Source organism: Fodinicola acaciae (genome assembly GCF_010993745.1).
GTDB classification, from domain to species: domain Bacteria; phylum Actinomycetota; class Actinomycetes; order Mycobacteriales; family HKI-0501; genus Fodinicola; species Fodinicola acaciae.
The window spans coordinates 468,192-487,073 of sequence record NZ_WOTN01000004.1; the positions used below are offsets into that span (position 1 = coordinate 468,192).

Here is an 18,882-nt window from a genome sequence, read left to right on the forward strand (position 1 = left end):
CGTGTACGAGGGTACTCTCGCCGACCTGATCGACGAGCTCGGCCGGTTGCCTGGCATCGGGCCGAAAAGCGCGCAGCGCATCGCCTTTCACATCCTGTCCGCCGACCCGGCCGACGTGACCCGGCTGGCGCAGGTGCTCACCAAGGTCAAGGAGCTCGTGCGCTTCTGCACGATCTGCTTCAACGTCGCCGAGCAGGAGCAGTGCAAGATCTGCCGCGACGCGCGTCGCTCCGACGAGGTGCTGTGTGTCGTCGAGGAGCCAAAAGACGTGATCGCGATCGAGCGTACGCGCGAGTTCCGCGGCAAATACCACGTGCTCGGCGGCGCGATCAACCCGCTGGAAGGCGTCGGCCCTGACGACCTGCGGATCCGCGAGCTGATGCAGCGGCTCGGGTCGGGACTGATCCGCGAGATCATCCTCGCCACCGACCCCAACACCGAAGGCGAAGCGACCGCGACCTACCTCGCGCTGATGATCAAACCGATGGGCCTGACGGTCACCAGGTTGGCCAGCGGGTTGCCGGTCGGTGGCGATCTGGAATACGCCGACGAGGTGACGCTCGGCCGCGCGTTCGAAGGCCGCCGCGCGCTCGACGTGTAGGAATTCCGTACGCCAGAACGTAAATGTCACCGCCATCACAAACATGGGACGTTTGTTAACGCGTTGCGGGGGTAGTGGCGAGACTTAGGTGTGCGCGCTTCCGCAGACCCCTCCTTAGCCAGCCCGGCCAAGCCGGGACGTCCCACTCTCACTCTCGCCTGGCCGATGTGGCTGCTCGGCGTCAGCGTCTACGCCGTGGCGGTTTTCCAACGCGGCAGCCTCGGCGTCGCCGGTCTGGCGGCCGCGTCGCATTTCCACGCCGGACCCGCGGCGTTGTCGATGTTCACGATCGTGCAGCTGCTCGTCTACGCGATGATGCAGGTGCCGGTCGGGCTGCTCGCCGACCGCGTCGGGCCGCGCCGAATGCTCGCCACCGGGCTGGTGCTGATGGCGATCGGCCAGCTCGGCGTGGCGCTCACCGACAGCCTGCCGACCGCCGTCGCGGCGCGCGTACTCGTCGGCGCCGGCGACGCGATGAGCTTCGTGTCGATCCTGCGGCTGATCGCGGCCTGGTTTCCGCCGCATCGCTGCGCCTTGCTGACGCAGCTCACGTCTTTGGCAGGCCTGGTGGGAAATCTGGCGTCTGTGTTGCCGATGGCCGCGCTGCTCCAGGCATCCGGTTGGACCACGACTTTTGTTGTGAACGCTGGCGTCGCGCTCGTGCTGTTGGTGCCGGTCGGCTTCCTGTTGCGCGATCGTCCGGGCGGTGGTCGCACCGCGAAGCCGATCCACACCGCGTCCGTACGCCGCCAACTCGCCGAGGCCTGGGCTCAGCCGGGGACCCGGCTGGGGACCTGGACGCACACCTGCACGATGTTCTCGTCATGCGTTTTCGGTCTGCTGTGGGGATTTCCGTATCTGGTCAAAGGCGTCGGCCTGCCCACCGCCACCGCCGGCATCCTGCTGACCGAACTGGTCGTCACCGGCGCGGTTTTCGCGCAGGTCTTCGGAATCGTCGCGTCGCGCTGGCCGGCGATCCGGCATCGGCTCGCACTGACCGTCGTCGTCGCGATCATGGTGTCGTGGACCGTCGTACTGGCGTGGCCGCACCCGCCGGTCTGGCTGCTGGCCGCGCACATCCTGGTCATCAGCGCCGGCGGCCCGGCGTCGATGCTCGGCTTCGAGCACGCGCGCGAAGCGAATCCGCCACAGCGAGCGGGCACGGCGTCCGGCCTGGTGAACATCGGTGGCTTCACCGCGTCGGTGATCGGCATGCTGCTGATCGGTGTCACGCTGCAGGTCTTCGCCGGCCTCGGCGCTGCCGCGTACGCCCTGGCGTTTTCCTTGCAGTTCGTGCTGTTCGCGGTCGGGTTGGCGCAGATGGTCCGCTACGGCCGGATGGTCGCGCGGCGAGAGCGCATCCCACTCAGAACCCGCCGCGGCTGAGTACACGCCGGCGAGAATCCCGCTCGCTCTTGAAGTGCAGACGCCGCTGCCCTGGCTTGCCTCGGCCATGTGGCCGGGCTGCGGCCACGCCATGCCCGGAGGCGGACATGGCGGAAGTGTGCAATGTCGTATATGCGCCAGTGAGCGGCATTGCCGCCAGGTATCGGGTGCTTCAGAGTGAGCAGCGGCAATCGGTGCCGACTCCGGAGGTCAGGTTGAGCGATCCGAGAAAACGTTTTCACGGTAGACCGGTCACACGTCGTACGGTCTTGAGAGCCGGCGTGGCGCTTGGAGCGGCAGCGGGCGCCGGCATCCCGGCGGCGGCTGGTGCGCAGCAGAACGGTACGCCGCTGTGCGACAACGTCGACGACTCGGCGTGGCGGCAGAGCCTGGGCTCCAGCGACCTGTGCATCCCATATCACCGCGAGCACGACAACAGCTGGGGATACATCTGGGGTGACTCGTTTCGCGACCTGCAGCAGTTTGGCGACTACATCGGCTCGCCGGTGATGCTGTGCCAGGACACCTTCGACGCCTCCGGCGGATCACCGATCTCGTTCACCTGGGCCATGCCGAGCGGCGGCCGCTGCGAGCAGCTTTTCAACTACACGCACAATGCCGACAACGGACACGGCTTCGAGGTGAGCCGGATCCCCAATGACTGCATCGAATTCGGCGGTCGTACGTATCTGCAATACACCTCGGTCGCGGTGTGGCAGCCGCCGGCCGGCTATGACGGATCGCTGATGAGCGGTGTCGCCTATTCCGACGACTACGGCGTGACCTGGCAGGACTATCCCTACCACTGGGCCGGCGACACGCAGGGCACCAACCAGTCGATGTATGGCATGTGGTCGTTCGCCGGCATCGACCCGGACGGCTGGCTCTACATCTTTTCCAAGCGGTGGAACGGATCGCACAACAACACCGCGGACGGCGGCGCGATCCAGCTGTTCCGCATCCAGCCGGACGAGTTCCGCGCCGGCAACTTCGGAGCGCAGCAAAACTGGGCGTACGTCGGCGGATCCTGGCAGTGGACCACGTCCGCGCCGCCGTCGCCGATCCTGCAGGGCAACAACATCGGCGAGTTTTCGGTGAAGCGCATCGGAAACACCTATTGCATGTCGTATTTCGACGTCAACGAGTATGCGATCTGCACGCGTACGGCGCCGCGGCCGGACCGCGAGTGGACGGCACCGAAAATCCAGATCGTCGGCGACAACACCGTCCCCGGCCACTGGGGCAAACCGCAGCGGCGTTTCCTTTACGGCGGCTACATCCACCCCGGCAGCGCGAGCGCCAGCTCGCTCACCATCATCGTGTCGCAGTGGGGCGACCGGGTCGGCCCCGGCGTGGACATCCACGACCCGCCCTACTGGGCCGTGCAGTATGACGGCATCGTGCCGTAGCTATGACTTTCGTTGCTGTGGCAGGTCTCCGTCCGGAAACGCGACCGGCTTGGGGTCGACCGGCTCCAGCGACGCACCGGTCGTACGCGGCGGTTTCTGGTCAGCGGGCGGCGCCGGCTCCGGCGCCGCCCTTTCCAGAAAACGCAGCAGTTCCACCGGAAACGGCAACACCAGAGTGGAGTTTTTCTCGGCGGCAACCTCGACGACCGTCTCCAGCAACCGCAGCTGCAGCGCGGCCGGCGTCTCGGACATCACCTTCGCGGCGTCGGAAAGCTTGGCGGAGGCCTGATATTCGCCGTCCGCGGTGATGATCCGCGCCCGCCGTTCGCGTTCGGCCTCGGCCTGCCGCGACATCGACCGCTTCATCGACTCCGGCAGCGCCACGTCCTTGATCTCGACCCGATCGATGTTGACACCCCAGGCCAGCGCCGGGTTGTCGATCATCAGCTGCAGGCCCTCGTTGAGTTTTTCCCGGTTGGACAGCAGATCGTCCAGCTCGCTCTTGCCGATGATCGACCGCAGCGAGGTCTGCGCGACCTGCAGCACCGCGAACCTGTAGTCCTGCACGTTGATCGCGGCACGCACCGGATCGACGACGTTGAAATAGACGACCGCGTCCACGCGTACGGTCACGTTGTCGCGCGTGATGCCTTCCTGCGCCGGCACCGGCATGGTGATGATCTGCATGTTGACCTTCTGCATGCGATCGACCACCGGCACGATCAACGCGAGCCCCGGACCGCGGATGTGTTGTCGCACCTTGCCAAACCGGTAGATCAGGCCGCGTTCGTACTGCTTGACGATCCGCGCGCCGGACGCGGCGCCGAGCACGACCACCGCGCCGATCCCGATCAGTGCCTCGATGATCATCTTCGCCTCCTAGCGAAGCGACTCAGCCTGATCGTACGCCGGAAATCACCTCCACCACGACCTGCGACGAGCGCCCGGCTCCGGCCCACGCACCAGCGGATGACCAGCCGCCTCCCAGGCTTTCGTGCCACCGTCCAGCGACAACGCACTCCGGCCGGCCAGGTCCAGCAGCCGCGCGGCACGCCAGGAGCGGTTACCCATCGAGCAGACGGTGATCAGCTGGCCGGCCGGCAACTCCCTGGCGCGTACGGCCAACTCGTCGATCGGCACGTAGAGCGCGCCAGGAATGTGGCCGTGCGCGTATTCGTCCGGCGTACGCACGTCCAGGAACGTGTCGCCGGCCTGCCACACCGCGTGTGCCACCGACACGTCGACTCGCTCGGCCACCGGTCCAGGTTATCGTTTGACGGTGATCATCCACCTGCTCCCGCTGTCCGCCTTCCGCGACCAGGACGGTCCGATCACCGCGGAATCCCTGCGGACACAGGGATTCGTGCACTGTTCCCCGGACGAGCCGACGATGCTCAAGGTCGCCAACGCCTTCTATGCCGGCGCGACCGAGCAGATGGTGGCCCTGGTGCTGGATCCGGAGCGCATCACCGCGGACGTGCGCTGGGAAGCGCCGGACCATCCCGACGCCGCGGCCGCGGAGTTTCCGCACGTGTACGGGCCGATCGACCGCGAGGCGATCGTGGAGATCCGTTACGCACGAAGGGATGTCACCAACGCGTACGTCTCGCTCGACCTGCGCCCGCCGAGCGCCGAGGCGCTGGATCTGTTGCCTCACCCCGAGGGCGGCTGGTTCGGCGAGACCTGGCGGACCGCGCACACGTACGTGCCGGACGGCTATCCGGGTGAGCGGTCGACCGCGACCGGCATCTACTACCTGCTGCGCCCTGGCGAGTTTTCCGCGTGGCACAAGGTGCGTTCCGACGAGCTCTGGCTCTGGCACGGCGGCCTGCCGCTGAGGCTCACGCTCAACGCCGACAAACCGGTGGCCGGTGACGTGCGCATCCTCGGTGGCGACCTCGCCGCCGGCCAGCGGCCGCAGCTGCTCGTGCCGGCCGGACACTGGCAAACCGCCGAGCCGATCGGATCCGGCGGTGAGGTCCTGGTCAGCTGTGTGGTCTCGCCGGGTTTCGACTTCGCCGACTTCTCCGTGCCAAACGATGACAGTCCGTGAGAGGTCACCAGCGGTAAACTGACCTCTGTGTCAGTCGTCATCGAGCCATCGACCAACCGGGACCTGATCCTCGGTTGGGGTGCGGTGATCGGTGGCTTCAGCCGCACCAGCCAGCAGTTGATGGCGCAGCTCACCGACGAGCTCGGCTATCCGGCCGGCTGGTTCGAGATCCTGATGCGGCTGCTGTGGACCGGCGACGAGCGCGGCATCCCGATGACGACGCTCGCTCGCGAGGTGTCACTGACCAGCGGCGGCTTCACCAAGATCGCCGACCGGATGGTGGACGCCGGCCTGATGACGCGGACGACCTGTGCCAGCGACCGCCGCAAGACGTACGCGCAGCTGACGCCGACCGGCCGCGAGGTCGCCGAGCGCGCCGAGCGGGTGCACGCCGAGGGTCTGAAGCAGTACGTCGTCGACGTGCTCGGCACGGAGGATACGGCGACTTTGGTCCGTATTATGGGGATCCTGCGCGACACGCACGGCTGCTAACTGGTCCGTCCTGTTCCGGACGGACACCCTTGACCATGTCATAGGTCACAAGTAGGTTCCTGAGAAATCGATTTCACGGGAGCCGCCATGACCTCCACCGAGTCCAGCTCGTCGGTCAGCCGCCGAGCCTTCCTCAGCCTGAGCGCTCTCGGCGTCGGCGTGATGTCGCTGCCGGAGCAGGCAGCCGCAGCGCTCGGCATCAGCCCGCAGAACCTGGTCGAAGTGCCGGCCGACAAGCAGCTGACCGAGGCGTTCGTCGCGTCGCTGACACAGCGCGGTGCGCCGACGACGGTCTCCGACCCGGCGGCGCTGGCCAAGATCGGGATGCCGGTGAGCGGCGTCTGCACCGGACAGGTCTACCTCGCCGGCGACGGCCGGCTGTGGCTTTGGGACGTGGACAGCCAGCCGGGCTTCCGGCCTGGTGGCGCGGACGGCAGCGGACCGCATTACGCGCATCCGCTGTCGGCATGGAGCCCGTTCCGCAACGGTTTCGCCGTACGCGTCGACCAGAAAATCCGCGCGCTGGACGCGACCGGTTTTCGCAATGTCTCCTTCGTCGGCCAATATCCCATTGGCCGCACCGAATATCGCGACGACGACAGTCCGCTGACGGTCAGCCTTGAGGCGCTGTCGCCGTTTGTCCCGACGAACGCCAAAGATTCCACCATTCCGGCGACGTATGTGACATACACGCTGAAAAACACCAGCCACCGCGCCGTCACCGCCAGCCTGCTCGGCTGGATCGACTCGCCGGTCGCACTCGCCGCGCGTACGGCTCAGGGCGTCGTGCTGACCAGCGCGAGCTTCGCCACCGGCAAGGCGCGCGGCGTCGAGTTTTCCGGCCGTGGCGCCGAAGACGGCGGCACCCGCGAGGACATCGTCTTCGAGGACTGGGAACGCGACACGTACGCGCCATGGACCGTCGAGGGCACCGCCTTTGGCGACGGCCCGGTCACCGAAGAGGAATGTCCGCCGTACTTCCGCCGCTATGGCTCGCTGCACATAACCGGCACGAAGTTCGTGACCTCGCATCTTTTCCGCGGTGCCAACGGAGACATCGACCTCGCGGACCGCCCGCACGGCAAGCTGACCAGTCCGACCTTCACGGTTTCCCGGCGATACGTGCACATCGCCGTCGGCGGTGGCCACTGGCCCGGCGAAACCTGTGTCAACGTCGTGATCGACGGCAAGACGGTCGCCAGCTTCGCCGGCACCGACCAGGAGCCGCTGACCGTACGCAGTGCGGACCTGAAGAAACTGCAGGGAAAGACCGGCTACATCGAGATCGTGGACAACCGGTCCGGCGGCTGGGCCCACATCAACTGCGACCAGATCCTGTTCAGCGACAAGCCGCACGTGCCGTACGAGCAGCTGCCGGACGCCGGCACCTTCGCGCTGGCCGCGCTGGACCCGTCGGCCAAGGTCGTCCCGTCGATCGCCGACGCGACCACGATCGACGCGATCTTCGCCGGCAAACCCGGACCGTCCGAAGTGGACGGTGGGGAGGCGACCATCACCTCGTCGGTCGGTGTGGACGTGCGGCTGCGGCCCGGCCAGTCCAAGACGGTGACCTTCGCGCTTTCGTGGTTTTTCCCACGCCCGAGCACCAACTACCAGGGCCTGGACTCCTTCCCGCAACTTCGTAAGCAATACAAGAACACGTTCAGCTCCGCCCGGAGTGTGATCACGCACGCCAGCGCCAACGCGGCACGGCTGTCGGCGCAGACCCGCGACTGGGTGAAGACCTGGTATGACGACTCGACGCTGCCGCACTGGTTCCTGGAGCGTACGTTGGCGCCGGCCTCGACGCTGGCGACGCTGACCTGTCAGCAGTTCGACACCGGCCGTTTCTACGCGGACGAGGGAATCTACTGCTGCGGCGGCACCTGCCAGCACGTCTGGACGTACGCGCACAGCGTCGGACGGCTCTTTCCGGAGCTGGAAAGATCGGCGCGAGAGCTCGGAGACCTCAGCCACGGCTACAACGAGCAGACCGGCCAGATGGGCTTCCGGCAGGAACAGTGGCTGGACTTCGCCGCCGACGGCCAGCCGGGCACCATCCTGCGGATCTATCGCGAGCACCAGATGTCCGAGGACAGCGCGTTCCTGCGCCGCGTGTGGCCGAAAACCAAGAAGTCGATCCAGTTCATGATCGGCCAGGACGGCGACCAGCCGGACGGTGTTTTCGAAGGCCGGCAACCCAACACCGACGACCAGGACTGGTTTGGCAAGATCCCGTGGATCACCGGCCTCTACGTGGCGATGCTGCGGGCCGGCGCGGCGATGGCCACCGAGATGGCCGACCCCGCTTTCGCCGCCACCTGCAAGGCAATCGCCGACCAGGGGACCAAACATCTGGACAGCGACATGTGGAGCGACGAGTACGGCTATTTCTACTCGCCGCGCGATCCGGCGCATCCGGGCAACCTCAACACCAACCGGGCCTGCTACATCGACCAGCTGCACGGACAGACGTACGCGCTGCAACTCGGCCTGCCGCGGGTCTTCGAGAAGGACAAGACCGACACCGCGCTGAAGAACATCTTCAAGTACAACTTCCTGCCCGACCCGGCGACCTGGGTGAAAACCCATGGACTGTACGGAACCCCGCGGGTCTACAGCACGCCCGGCGAGGCCGGCACGCTGATGGGGACGTGGCCATTCGGCAACACCGAGGTCGGCGGCCTGGTCGGCTATCTCGACGAGGTGTGGACCGGCCAGGAATACCAGTTCGCGGCCAACCTGATCGGCGAAGGCCACGTGACCGAGGGTTTGACGGTCACGCGTGCGATCTATGACCGCTATGCGGCGGCGAAACGCAACCCGTACAACGAAGTCGAGTGTTCCGACCACTACGCGCGCGCGATGAGCAGCCACGCGGTTTATCTCGCCGCCTGCGGCTACAGCTATCACGGGCCGGCCGGAAAGCTCGGTTTCGCACCGAAAATCTCGCCCGAGCGATTCTCCGCGGCATTCACCGTGGCCGCCGGATGGGGTCTCTATCGGCAAAACCGCAGCCGGCATGAACAAACCGCGCGGCTCGAATTGCGTTATGGCCGGCTGACGTTGCGGTCGTTCGCGACCGAGCTGCCGGCCAACTGCCGGTCGGTGGCGGTCACGATGTTCCGGCACGGCCGGCACCTGCGTACGGTGGTCGGCGAGCTGGCCGCCGAAGGTGGACAGACGGTCGTCCGTTTCCGTGAGCCCGTACAAATGGTCGCCGGGGACGAACTGACCATCATTTACCTGTTCAAGTAAGGGTCCTCTCGCGGACCGCCCCGATGATCGGCGATACTTCGCGCAACAGGCGGATCGATCGTCGGGGCGGAAAAGCGTATGAACGAGGGCACGGGACGGCGTCAGCAACACCGGCAGGAGATGCTGGCGGAGATCGTCGCGACGACCCGCGACATCGTCGTGGCCGACGGTCCCGGCGCGGTCACCATCGCCGCGGTGGCCGGCCGGATCGGCGTGACGCCGCCCGCGCTCTATCGCTATGCCGACGGTCGCGAGGGCCTGCTCGGCCTGGCCCGCGAGGCGGTCGCCGAGGAGCTGACCAACGAGCTGCTGAAGGCGCAGGAGTCGGCCGGTGACTCGCCGGCCGAGCAGGTCGTCGCGGTGTGCCGGCAGCTGCGTGACTGGGCCCTGCGGCACCGCGCCGAGTTTGGTCTGCTGTTCGGCATGTTGACGGCGCTGCCGAGCGACCAGCACTCGGCGGCCATGCGGCTGGCGCGGATCTTCGAGGAGGGCGTGCTGCGCCAGTTTGCCGCGCGGCCGTTCCCGGTGCCGGCCGACGAGGATCTGCCGGAGCGCCTGCGGACCGGCCTGTCGGCCTATCGCGAGCGGCTGCTCGTACGCGCGTCCGAGGCCGGCATCCCGCTGACCTCGCTGTCCGTGGCCGCGACCGCCGCGCTGCTGGACTACTGGACGCGTGTCTACGGGCTGATCTCGATGGAGGTCTACGGACAGCTCGCGCACGCCGTCCACGACGGCGCGCCGCTGCTGGACGCCGTGCTGGCGCAGCTGACCGGCTCCGACTAGGACGCCGCGAGGCCTCTTGCTTTCAACGCAACCTGGATTACCGTTAACGTAACTAGTGCGACGGGTTGCGGAGGTGGCGGATGAAGATCGGCGACTACCTGCTGTCCGAGTTGGCCGGACGGGGCGTACGGCATCTGTTCGGCGTGCCGGGCGACTACAGCCTGCCCTTCCTCGACCAGGTGCTGGCGCACCCGGACGTCGAGTGGGTCGGCAACTGCAACGAGCTCAACGCCGGCTATGCCGCCGACGGTTACGCACGGATCGCCGGCCTCGCGGCCATCTCGCTCACCTACGGGGTCGGCGAGCTGTCCGCGATCAACGCGGTGGCCGGCGCGTACGCCGAGCGCGTGCCGGTCGTGGTGCTCGGCAGCCTGCCGGCGCGCCGCGCGCTGGACGCCGGCCGTGTCGTCCATCACGGTCTCGGCGACGCCGACTGGCGGCGGGTCATCCGCGCGTATGGCGAGGTCACCGCGGCGCAGACGGTGCTCACGCCGGACAACGCGGTCGTGGAGCTGACGCGCGCGTTGGACATCGCGGTGACCGAGCGGCGTCCGGTCTACGTCGGCCTGCCGGCGGACGTACCGACCGTCGAGCTGCCGACCGCGGCGCCGGCGCTTGCCGAGATCCATGGCCTGACCTCGGCGCCTGGTGAGCTGGCCGCCTTCGCGAGCGCCGCCGAGCGGCTGGTGAAGGCCGCCAAGCGGCCGGTCGTCCTGGTCGGCCACGAGCTGGCACGGCTCGGCCTGGCGGCCGAGATCGAGCGGCTCGCTACTGGCCTGCCGGTGGCGATGACCGCGATCGGAAAGGGACAGATCGACGAGCAGGCGGTCGACTGGATCGGCACCTATCTCGGTCCGGCCAGTCCGGACGGCGTACGCGAGACGGTCGAGCAGTCCGACTGCGTGCTGGCGCTCGGCACGATCTTCTCCGACACCGAGACGGCCGGTTTCTCGGCCGCTCTGCCGGAGTCGGCGATGATCGTCGTGCGGCCGGAAAACGCGACCGTCGCTGGAAAACCGTTTGGGCCGGTGGCCGCGGCGGATGCGCTGCACGCGCTCGCCGAGCTGCTCGGCACGCGCGATTCGGCCGTACGGCCAACGAAAACGCGGGTCTACGAGGACGGTCCGCTGACCCAGAATCCACTGTGGACAGAGGTCACCGCGTCGATCCGGCCCGGCGACATCGTGGTGCTGGACCAGGGAACCGCGTCGTTCGGCATGCTCGACTATCGGATGCCGAGCGGCGTCAGCTACCTCGCGGGCACGCTGTGGGGGTCGATCGGCTATTCGCTGCCGGCTGCGCTCGGTGCCGCGGTCGCGGCGCCCGACCGGCGCGTGGTGCTGCTGATCGGCGACGGATCGCTGCAGCTCACAGCGCAGGAGCTGAGCACCATCGCGCGCGTCGGCGCCAATGTGACGATCGTGTTGGTCAACAACAACGGCTACACGATCGAGCGCGCGATCAACGGCCCGCACGCCGTCTACAACGACATCAACCATTGGGACCACGCGGCACTCGTACGCGCGTTGTGCGGACCTGACGTGCCGATGACTCCGGTGCGTACGATCGGCGAGCTGCGGTCGGCGCTGGACGGCGATGGCTTCCGCGTCATCGAGGCGCACACGCAGCCGCTCGACCTGCCGACCCGGCTGGACGTTTTCGTGTCGGCGGTGAAGGCGGCGCAGGGTTAGGGCCTGTCTCCATGTTCCGGGGGATGAGAGTCGAGATCCAAACGTCGTCTGCCGGTGCGGCGGAGCCACCCGGCTATCGCCCCGCGGAATATGAAGACAGGCCCTCGGGCATGCTTCGTGGTTATGACGTCCGACCGGCCGCGTACGCGTAGCCCCATCTCGAAGGCGCTCGCCGTCTGCCTCGCGGTGGCCGACAGCACCGAGCCGCTGCGGCTGTCTGATCTGGCGCAACGCACCGGCATGCTGCCGCCGACCGCGCTGCGTACAGTCGCCGAGTTGGTCGACGCCGGCTGGGTCGCACGGGACAGCTCGGACCGCTATTTGCTCGGCCCGGCGCTGCTCAAGCTCGCGCGATCGCCGCTGCACGCGACCTCGCTGGCCGCGATGTCGCGCGTCGCACTGCGCTGGCTGGCCGACCGCCTCGGCCTGATGGCCAACCTGCAGGTGCTGGAAAACTTCGACGTGCGGATCGTCGCCGAGGTGCGGTCGGTGCGCTATGAGCGGCTGGTCGACCGCGAAGGCGAGCGGTGGCCCGGACACCGTACGGTCGCCGGCGTCGTTTTGTTGTCGCAGCTGGTCGAACCGGAGCGGCGACGCTATCTCACCACGTTGGCCGCGGCCGAGTCTGCGGAGGCCTCGGCCGAGCTCGCCGAGGTGTTGAGCGTCGTACGCGCCGACCGTGTCTATTCCAACGACACCTTCGATCCGCTGTTGGCCGCGATCGCCTGTCCGATCGTGACGCCGGACGAGGCCTGCCATGGTGCGTTGAGCATTGTCGGCGTACGCGCCGAAATGGCGGATCCGGATCTGCGCGACCGGTCGGTCGACCTGCTGCGCGCGGCCTGCTCGGCTTTGGCGACCGCGATCGCCGAGCCAGGCACCTCAGTCGCCGCGCTGCTCAGCTAGTGTCCCGAGTCCCGACGACGCAATCGGGTGCTGGCCTAGCGATCAGTGAGCGGCAGGTAGACCGTGTTGCCGGCGGCGGCGAACTCGGCGGATTTCTCGGTCATGCCGGCGGTGAGAGCCTCGTCGGTGGTCAGGCCGTGCTCCTCGGCATAGCGCCGCACGTCCTGGGTGATCTTCATGGCGCAGAACTTCGGACCACACATCGAGCAGAAATGCGCGGTCTTCGCCGGCTCGGCCGGCAGGGTCTCGTCGTGGAACTCGCGCGCGGTGTCCGGGTCGAGCGCCAGGTTGAACTGGTCGATCCAGCGGAATTCGAAGCGTGCCCGGGAAAGTGCGTCGTCGCGCTCCTGCGCACGCGGATGGCCTTTCGCGAGATCGGCCGCGTGAGCCGCGATCTTGTATGTGATCACGCCGGTTTTCACGTCGTCGCGGTTTGGCAGGCCAAGATGTTCCTTCGGTGTCACGTAACACAACATCGCGGTGCCGGCCCGCGCGATCATCGCCGCACCGATCGCTGAGGTGATGTGGTCATATGCCGGCGCGATGTCGGTGGCCAGCGGACCGAGCGTGTAGAACGGCGCCTCGCCGCACCATTCCTCTTCCAGCCGTACGTTTTCGGCGATCTTGTGCATCGGCACATGGCCGGGCCCCTCGATCATCACCTGCACGTCACGAGCGCGCGCGATCGCGGTCAGCTCACCGAGCGTGCGCAGCTCGGCAAACTGGGCCTCGTCGTTGGCATCCGCGATCGACCCCGGCCGCAGTCCGTCGCCGAGCGAGAAAGTCACGTCGTATGCACGGAGAATGTCGCACAGCTCCGCGAAATGCGTGTAGAGGAAGCTCTCGCGGTGATGCGCCAGGCACCACGCCGCCATGATGGAGCCGCCACGCGACACGATGCCGGTCACGCGGCGCGCGGTCAACGGGACATAGCGAAGCAGCACGCCGGCGTGGACCGTCATGTAGTCGACGCCCTGCTCGCACTGCTCGACGACGGTGTCGCGATAGACGTCCCAGCTCAGCTTGGTCGGATCACCGCCGACTTTTTCCAGCGCCTGATAAATCGGCACCGTGCCGATCGGCACCGGCGAATTGCGCAGGATCCATTCGCGCGTCTCGTGAATGCGTTTTCCGGTCGACAGGTCCATCACCGTGTCGGCGCCCCACCGGATGGCCCACACCATCTTGTCGACCTCCTCGGCGACCGACGAGGTCACCGCCGAGTTGCCGAGATTGGCGTTGATCTTCACCAGAAACTTCTTACCGATCACCATCGGCTCGGTCTCCGGATGCCGCCGGTTGGCCGGAATCACCGCACGGCCGGCGGCGACCTCGGCGCGTACGAACTCCGGATCGGCGCCTTCGCGCAACGCGCAGAACCGCATTTCCTCAGTGATGACACCGGCTTTGGCGAAGCCGAGCTGGGTGTTGGCCAACCGGCCGGCGATCCAGTCCGAACGCCGGCTCGACAGTCCATTGTGGACGTTGATGGTCGCGGATTCGTCCGTGTATGGTCCGGACGTGTCGTAGAGATCGACATGCTCGCCGTTGGTCAGGTCGACTCTGCGCACCGGCACGCGCAGCCCGTCAGGGTCGAGATATTCCTTGTGTGAGCCCACAATCGGGCCAACGGTCACGTCCATCGACAGATCCTTCCTACGCCGGCATTACCCGGTCAGGTTCCGGCGGTCGGTGGCACCGGACCGGCGTCCAGCCACCCTCTCAGCCCGCTTCGGCGCGAGCTCCCGCGTGTTGTTCAGTCGTTTGTCGCCAACACGCTAACCGGCCGGCCCCGACATGATCAAGGCCGCCCGGCGAGGTTTTTTCTCAGGCCGCGTGCGCGAGCTCGCGCGCGTATGGCAGTTCCCGCAGCTGCGGCCGCACGGACTCGTAGACCTTTTCATAGCGAGAAATCGTCGTCTCGATGCCGTGCTGCGCGACCAACTCGCGGCCGGCGGCCCCCATCCGGCCGGCCAGCTCCGGATCGTCGAGCAACTTGCGCAGGCAGGCGGCCAGCTCGGAAACGTCGCCTGGCGTGAACAGCGAGCCAGTGCGGCCCGGCCGTACGAGGTGAGGCAGCGCCATCGCGTCAGCCGCGACCACCGGCTTGCCGGCGGCCATCGCCTCCATCGTCACCAGGCTCTGCAGCTCCGCGGTGCTCGGCATGCAGAAGACATCGCATCGGGCGTACGCGGCGGTCAGCTCGGAATCGCTGACGAAACCATGGAAAACCACCCGGTCGGCGATGTGCAGCCGGCCGGCGAGTGCCTGCCACGAGTCGCGGCAGGCGCCGTCGCCGACGACCTCGAGGCGTACGCCCGGCAGCTCCACCAGCGCGTGCAGGATGTCCGGCACACGCTTCTCCTCATCCAGCCGGCCAACGAAAAGCACCGTCGGCGGATGGTCTTTGGGCGCCTCGCCTTGATAACGCGCCGCGTCGATGCCGCAGGAGATCGGCGTGACCGGCAGCGCCAGGCCGTGGTCGGTCAACAACTCGGCCGCGCGCGGCGTCGGCGTGGTGACGACATCTGCCTTGTCCAGAAAGCGAACCAGGTCGCGCCAGGCCAGCCTGCTCAGCGCAGACCGCGTCCAGCCCGGCATCCGCGTGTAGCCAAACGCGTTGTCTGGCACGAAATGATTGGTCGCCACCAGTGGAATGTCCTTGCGGCGGGCGATTTTCGCCAGGATGCGGCCCATCGCGAAATGCGCCTGGATGTGCACGACATCCGGCCTGAGCTCGTCGACGAGCTCGCCGATCGGTCCGGACACCTGCCACGGCAGGCAGGTCGTCAGGGTCGGATGAAACGGCGTGAGGTGAGCGGGGAAGCGGTGCACGGTCACGCCGGGCAGCCGCGGCATCGGCTGGCCGGTCTGGACCGTCTCCGGACAGACGACGTGCACGTCGTGACCGCGCGCGGCAAGACCGACCGCCAGCCGCGCACCGAAGTTGGCGGCACCGTTGATGTCCGGCGGAAAGGTGTCGGCGCCGATCAGAATGCGGCGCTGCTCACCGGTTGTCACGTCAGCCTCCTGTGCGGATGAAGTTGTTTTTTCGGTACGTGCGAGCAAAACGACACCGATGACGGCGATCAGCGCGCCGACGCCTTCGAGTGCGAGGACGCCCGGCGTCGGAGCCGGCGCCTCGCCGAGCAGGGCGGCGCCGAGGCCGATCGACACCAGCGGGTCGAAAACCGTCACCGTGGCGATGACCAGCTCGGCCGGACCGCTGGAATATGCCTGCTGCACCAGATATGACCCGACGACGACCGCCAGCAGCATGCCACCGGCCGTCCCGACCAGCGGCAGAATTCGTTGCGAACCAAAGAACTCCTGCATCCCGCCACGAGCCAGTGTCGACACCAGGCCGAGCGCCATACCGCCGCCGATCGCCGATGCCAGGCTGCGGACGACACCTGTCGTACGCGCGACGACCACGACGGCAGCCGCGACGGCGAGCCCGACGACGAGCAGCGCGATGCCTTCGGCATATCGGACCGGCTCTCCACCGGTCGGCTGTTGTGCCGCGACCACAACGAAAAGTCCGACGCCAGCGGCGACCGCCACGACGCCGGCGACCGTGGTCCGCCGTGCCTTCGTGCGGTCGGCGCGAGCGTTCATCGCGGTGGTCAACGCCGGCGCCATCGCACCAATTGGCTGTACGACCGCCAAAGGCGCGAGCGCCAGTGCGACCAGGTGCAGGCCGGTGCCGGTGCCGAGCATCGCGCCACCGGTCAGCCACCGACGATTTCGCAGCAATGCCGGCACTTTCATGCCGGTCGCACGTACGCCTTGATGCTGCAGCCGCGCGGCGACGGCGAGAAAAAGTGCGCCAGCAGCGGCCAACGCGATCGCGAGCCAGGTCATCGGGCCACGTCCACAGTGGACACCTTGCGGACTTTCCGGCCGGCGATCACGATCCCGGCCGCGATCATCGCCAGCAGGCCGAAGTCGACGACGAGCACGATCCGCTCGACGAAGCCACTGAGCAGGACCGCGCCGAACTTCTCCGGGAAGATCGCCGGCAGGTGGATGGCGACCAGTACGAGCACGCCGAACGACGCGGCAGCGCAGGTCCAGCGGATCCAGTTGCCGAGCCGGCGCAGCGGCTCGTGTGAGCACAGGGCGGTCGCGATGCCGAGGCCGGCCATCGGCAGTGCCACGAACGCGATGACGGCCAGATAGCGGTGAATGTTGCCGACCACGCTCATCTGGCCGAGCACGATGCGGTCGGTCGGAAAGGTCGGCAGCAGCGCCAGTCCGGCGCACCACACGCCCATCAGCGCGTACGACAGCCGGTGCGCTCGCAGCGGCGAATATCGCATGCCGACCAGCAACGCCGCCGAGCCGAGCGCGGTCATCACGACGGCGAAGCCGAACAGACCGCCGACACCCGGAACGTACACGTAGTCGCTGACGGTGTCGCGGATCGGATTGAGCGACGGCGGCGCGACGGCGTGCAGATATCCGACTGACACGAACGCCAGCAGGAAGGCGACCAGACCGGCGGCGACCGGCCACACCGGACTGGCGGTGCGCCTGTCCACCACCCACGGACGACTGACTTCGCTGCTGACGGCCATGAAAAGATCCTGGCCGGACAGGCACCCCGGTGTCGTGATCCGTTGGTCGGGACCTGACCCTATACATCGTGTGTAGGGGTCTATGCCTCAGGTATTAAGGCGCAACCCCTAGGGGGCGCCTCAGGGATTAGAGCCGGTGTAGATCCGTTCGACTTCCCAGTCCTTTTTGGCCTGCACATGTACGTCCCAGAATGCCTCGGCGATGCGCTCCGGCGCGAACTCCGCCGAGCTGCCGATCACACCTTTGATGGTCACCGTGGCGGCGTGGATGCCTTCGTCCGCGACCTCGACGGCGAGAGCTCGCAGCAGCGAGCGCTGCGCGGCCTTGCCAGCGGACAGGGCAGCGCCGTCGACCCACGGGTTGAGCGCGACGCCACTGCCGGTCAGCAGGATCGTGCCGGACCGGCGCTTGCGCATCCCGGGCAGCACCTGCTGGACGGTGTCGAGGAAACCGCCGGCGTTGGAGGCGAGGCTGGCCAGCAGCCGTACGGAGTCCAATGTAGACGGACGTCCCGGCTCCACCGCGGCGACGTTGTAGACCAGCACCTGCGGCACGCCGAGCTGCTCGGTCAGCTTGTCCAGCGCCGACCGGATCGAGCCGGAATAAGACGCGTCGCCGACCGCGGTCGTCGCCTCGACGCCGGCCTCGGCGAGCTGGCCGGCGAGCCGCTCCAGCGTCGGCTGCTGGCGCGCCACCAGGCCGACCCGCAGGCCACCCGCGGCGAACCGCTTGGCCAGCGCGTATCCCATGCCGCCACCGGCGCCGACGATGACGATCGACTGGTCTGCCATGCCTGCAGCTTAGGGACCATTTGGCAGGATGGCGTTGTGGAGGGTGGCATCGACATCGCGTACGTCCGCGAGCACAGTGGCACGCTGAGCCGGCTGATCGAGCACCAGCGGATCCGGATGACGCCGGTGCCTGGCGGCGACATCTGCGTGGCGCAGCGGCTGACGCTCGACGACGGCTCGGACCTTTTCGCGAAAACGCTGGACAAAGCGCCGGCCGGCCTGTTCGAGGCGGAGGCCGCCGGCCTGCGGTGGCTCGCGGCGGCTGATGCCGTGCCGGTGCCGGAGGTGATCGGCTATGCCGACGACCTGCTCGTACTGGAGTGGATCGCTCCCGGCGCGCCGACCGCCGACGGCATGGCCGAGTTTGGCCGGCGGCTGGCTCGGCTGCACGCGGCCGGTGCCGACGGCTTCGGCGCGCCGTGGCCCGGGTTCGTCGGCTCGCTGCCGGTGAGCAACGAGCCGGCGCCGGACTGGCCGGCGTTCTATGCCGAGCGGCGTGTACGACCGACGCTGCGGCTGGCCGTCGACCACGGCCGGATCTCGCCGTCTGATGCCGCCGCCGTGGACCAACTGCTCGACAGACTGGACACCGTCGCCGGACCGGCCGAGCCGCCGGCGCGCGTCCACGGCGACCTCTGGTCCGGCAATGTCCACTGTGGACACGACGGCGTGGCGTACCTGATCGACCCGGCGGCGCACGGCGGCCACCGCGAGACCGACCTGGCCATGCTGGCGCTTTTTGGCTTGCCACACCTGGAAACGGTGCTCAGCGCGTACGCACAGGAGCGGCCGCTCGCCGACGGATGGCGTGAGCGCGTGGCGCTGCACCAGGTTCATCCGCTGGTCGTGCACGCGGCGCTTTTCGGGGGTGGGTACGGTGCACGGGCCGGAGAAAACGCGCGCCGGTACTTGTGACGCCACGAAATGACGG

16 protein-coding genes and 1 pseudogene are annotated in these 18,882 nt (G+C 67.7%); 11 read left to right on the forward strand and 6 right to left on the reverse strand.

Going from position 1 to position 18,882, the window contains the following annotated elements:
* The first annotated feature begins 1 nt into the window (after position 1).
* The 3 genes from recR (at position 2) to GNX95_RS37650 (ending at position 3,396) form a co-directional block, all read left to right on the forward strand.
* Positions 2 to 601, forward strand: coding sequence for a recombination mediator RecR (gene recR / locus GNX95_RS37640; RefSeq protein WP_163512559.1), 600 nt, complete (start codon positions 2 to 4; stop codon positions 599 to 601).
* A 165-nt stretch (positions 602 to 766) separates the two neighbouring features.
* Positions 767 to 1,987, forward strand: coding sequence for an MFS transporter (locus GNX95_RS37645; protein ID WP_163512560.1), 1,221 nt, complete (start codon positions 767 to 769; stop codon positions 1,985 to 1,987).
* Positions 1,988 to 2,268: 281 nt separating this feature from the next.
* On the forward strand, positions 2,269 to 3,396 hold the full coding sequence (locus GNX95_RS37650) for a DUF4185 domain-containing protein (protein WP_246281907.1): 1,128 nt from the start codon (positions 2,269 to 2,271) through the stop codon (positions 3,394 to 3,396).
* Here the strand turns inward: GNX95_RS37650 and GNX95_RS37655 are convergent, their stop codons facing one another.
* Both GNX95_RS37655 and GNX95_RS37660 read right to left on the reverse strand, forming a co-directional pair.
* Positions 3,397 to 4,266, reverse strand: coding sequence for a slipin family protein (locus GNX95_RS37655; RefSeq protein WP_163512562.1), 870 nt, complete (start codon positions 4,264 to 4,266; stop codon positions 3,397 to 3,399). It lies immediately after the preceding gene.
* A 45-nt stretch (positions 4,267 to 4,311) separates the two neighbouring features.
* On the reverse strand, positions 4,312 to 4,653 hold the full coding sequence (locus GNX95_RS37660; RefSeq protein ID WP_222854248.1) for a rhodanese-like domain-containing protein: 342 nt from the start codon (positions 4,651 to 4,653) through the stop codon (positions 4,312 to 4,314).
* Between GNX95_RS37660 and GNX95_RS43640 the strand changes: the two are divergent.
* The 7 genes and pseudogenes from GNX95_RS43640 to GNX95_RS37690 all read left to right on the forward strand — a co-directional run.
* A pseudogene (locus GNX95_RS43640) lies at positions 4,553 to 4,951 on the forward strand (DUF952 domain-containing protein); the annotation flags it as partial. The gene GNX95_RS37660 and the pseudogene GNX95_RS43640 overlap by 101 nt on opposite strands.
* A gap of 60 nt (positions 4,952 to 5,011) precedes the next feature.
* Positions 5,012 to 5,449: a cupin domain-containing protein gene (locus GNX95_RS37665; protein ID WP_246281951.1), complete on the forward strand. Its 438-nt coding sequence runs from the start codon at positions 5,012 to 5,014 to the stop codon at positions 5,447 to 5,449.
* Between the two features lie 27 nt (positions 5,450 to 5,476).
* Positions 5,477 to 5,941 (forward strand): MarR family winged helix-turn-helix transcriptional regulator, encoded by a 465-nt coding sequence (locus tag GNX95_RS37670; RefSeq protein ID WP_163512565.1) that lies wholly within the window; start codon positions 5,477 to 5,479, stop codon positions 5,939 to 5,941.
* Between the two features lie 87 nt (positions 5,942 to 6,028).
* Positions 6,029 to 9,199 (forward strand): GH116 family glycosyl hydrolase, encoded by a 3,171-nt coding sequence (locus tag GNX95_RS37675; RefSeq protein ID WP_163512566.1) that lies wholly within the window; start codon positions 6,029 to 6,031, stop codon positions 9,197 to 9,199.
* A gap of 78 nt (positions 9,200 to 9,277) precedes the next feature.
* A complete protein-coding gene (locus tag GNX95_RS37680; protein ID WP_163512567.1) occupies positions 9,278 to 9,982 on the forward strand; it encodes a TetR/AcrR family transcriptional regulator in 705 nt (234 codons plus the stop codon).
* Positions 9,983 to 10,062: 80 nt separating this feature from the next.
* Positions 10,063 to 11,673 (forward strand): alpha-keto acid decarboxylase family protein, encoded by a 1,611-nt coding sequence (locus GNX95_RS37685; RefSeq protein WP_163512568.1) that lies wholly within the window; start codon positions 10,063 to 10,065, stop codon positions 11,671 to 11,673.
* 123 nt (positions 11,674 to 11,796) lie between these two features.
* On the forward strand, positions 11,797 to 12,579 hold the full coding sequence (locus GNX95_RS37690; RefSeq protein WP_163512569.1) for an IclR family transcriptional regulator: 783 nt from the start codon (positions 11,797 to 11,799) through the stop codon (positions 12,577 to 12,579).
* A gap of 35 nt (positions 12,580 to 12,614) precedes the next feature.
* On the opposite strand, the gene thiC is transcribed toward GNX95_RS37690, so the two are convergent.
* The 4 genes from thiC to GNX95_RS37710 form a co-directional block, all read right to left on the reverse strand.
* The gene (thiC, locus tag GNX95_RS37695) at positions 12,615 to 14,222 is read right to left on the reverse strand and encodes a phosphomethylpyrimidine synthase ThiC (protein WP_163512570.1); all 1,608 of its coding nucleotides are present in this window, start codon (positions 14,220 to 14,222) and stop codon (positions 12,615 to 12,617) included.
* A gap of 184 nt (positions 14,223 to 14,406) precedes the next feature.
* A complete protein-coding gene (locus GNX95_RS37700; protein WP_163512571.1) occupies positions 14,407 to 16,443 on the reverse strand; it encodes a glycosyltransferase in 2,037 nt (678 codons plus the stop codon).
* On the reverse strand, positions 16,440 to 17,159 hold the full coding sequence (locus tag GNX95_RS37705; RefSeq protein ID WP_163512572.1) for a DUF998 domain-containing protein: 720 nt from the start codon (positions 17,157 to 17,159) through the stop codon (positions 16,440 to 16,442). The genes GNX95_RS37700 and GNX95_RS37705 overlap by 4 nt, the downstream gene beginning before the upstream one ends.
* A 120-nt stretch (positions 17,160 to 17,279) precedes the next feature.
* Positions 17,280 to 17,951, reverse strand: coding sequence for an SDR family NAD(P)-dependent oxidoreductase (locus GNX95_RS37710; RefSeq protein ID WP_163512573.1), 672 nt, complete (start codon positions 17,949 to 17,951; stop codon positions 17,280 to 17,282).
* Between the two features lie 36 nt (positions 17,952 to 17,987).
* Between GNX95_RS37710 and GNX95_RS37715 the strand changes: the two genes are divergently transcribed.
* Complete coding sequence (locus tag GNX95_RS37715; RefSeq protein ID WP_246281908.1) at positions 17,988 to 18,866, forward strand: fructosamine kinase family protein; 879 nt, start codon at positions 17,988 to 17,990, stop codon at positions 18,864 to 18,866.
* Positions 18,867 to 18,882 lie beyond the last annotated feature (16 nt).

What these genes read in the sequence shown, in the direction of transcription:
- GNX95_RS37645 (WP_163512560.1), top strand. Translation starts at nt 767, where the DNA reads ATGTGGCTGCTCGGCGTCAGCGTCTACGCCGTGGCGGTTTTCCAACGC.
- GNX95_RS37655 (WP_163512562.1), bottom strand. Translation starts at nt 4,266, where the DNA reads ATGATCATCGAGGCACTGATCGGGATCGGCGCGGTGGTCGTGCTCGGC.
- GNX95_RS37675 (WP_163512566.1), top strand. Translation starts at nt 6,029, where the DNA reads ATGACCTCCACCGAGTCCAGCTCGTCGGTCAGCCGCCGAGCCTTCCTC.
- GNX95_RS37680 (WP_163512567.1), top strand. Translation starts at nt 9,278, where the DNA reads ATGAACGAGGGCACGGGACGGCGTCAGCAACACCGGCAGGAGATGCTG.
- GNX95_RS37685 (WP_163512568.1), top strand. Translation starts at nt 10,063, where the DNA reads ATGAAGATCGGCGACTACCTGCTGTCCGAGTTGGCCGGACGGGGCGTA.
- GNX95_RS37690 (WP_163512569.1), top strand. Translation starts at nt 11,797, where the DNA reads ATGACGTCCGACCGGCCGCGTACGCGTAGCCCCATCTCGAAGGCGCTC.
- thiC (WP_163512570.1), bottom strand. Translation starts at nt 14,222, where the DNA reads ATGGACGTGACCGTTGGCCCGATTGTGGGCTCACACAAGGAATATCTC.
- GNX95_RS37700 (WP_163512571.1), bottom strand. Translation starts at nt 16,443, where the DNA reads ATGACCTGGCTCGCGATCGCGTTGGCCGCTGCTGGCGCACTTTTTCTC.
- GNX95_RS37705 (WP_163512572.1), bottom strand. Translation starts at nt 17,159, where the DNA reads ATGGCCGTCAGCAGCGAAGTCAGTCGTCCGTGGGTGGTGGACAGGCGC.
- GNX95_RS37710 (WP_163512573.1), bottom strand. Translation starts at nt 17,951, where the DNA reads ATGGCAGACCAGTCGATCGTCATCGTCGGCGCCGGTGGCGGCATGGGA.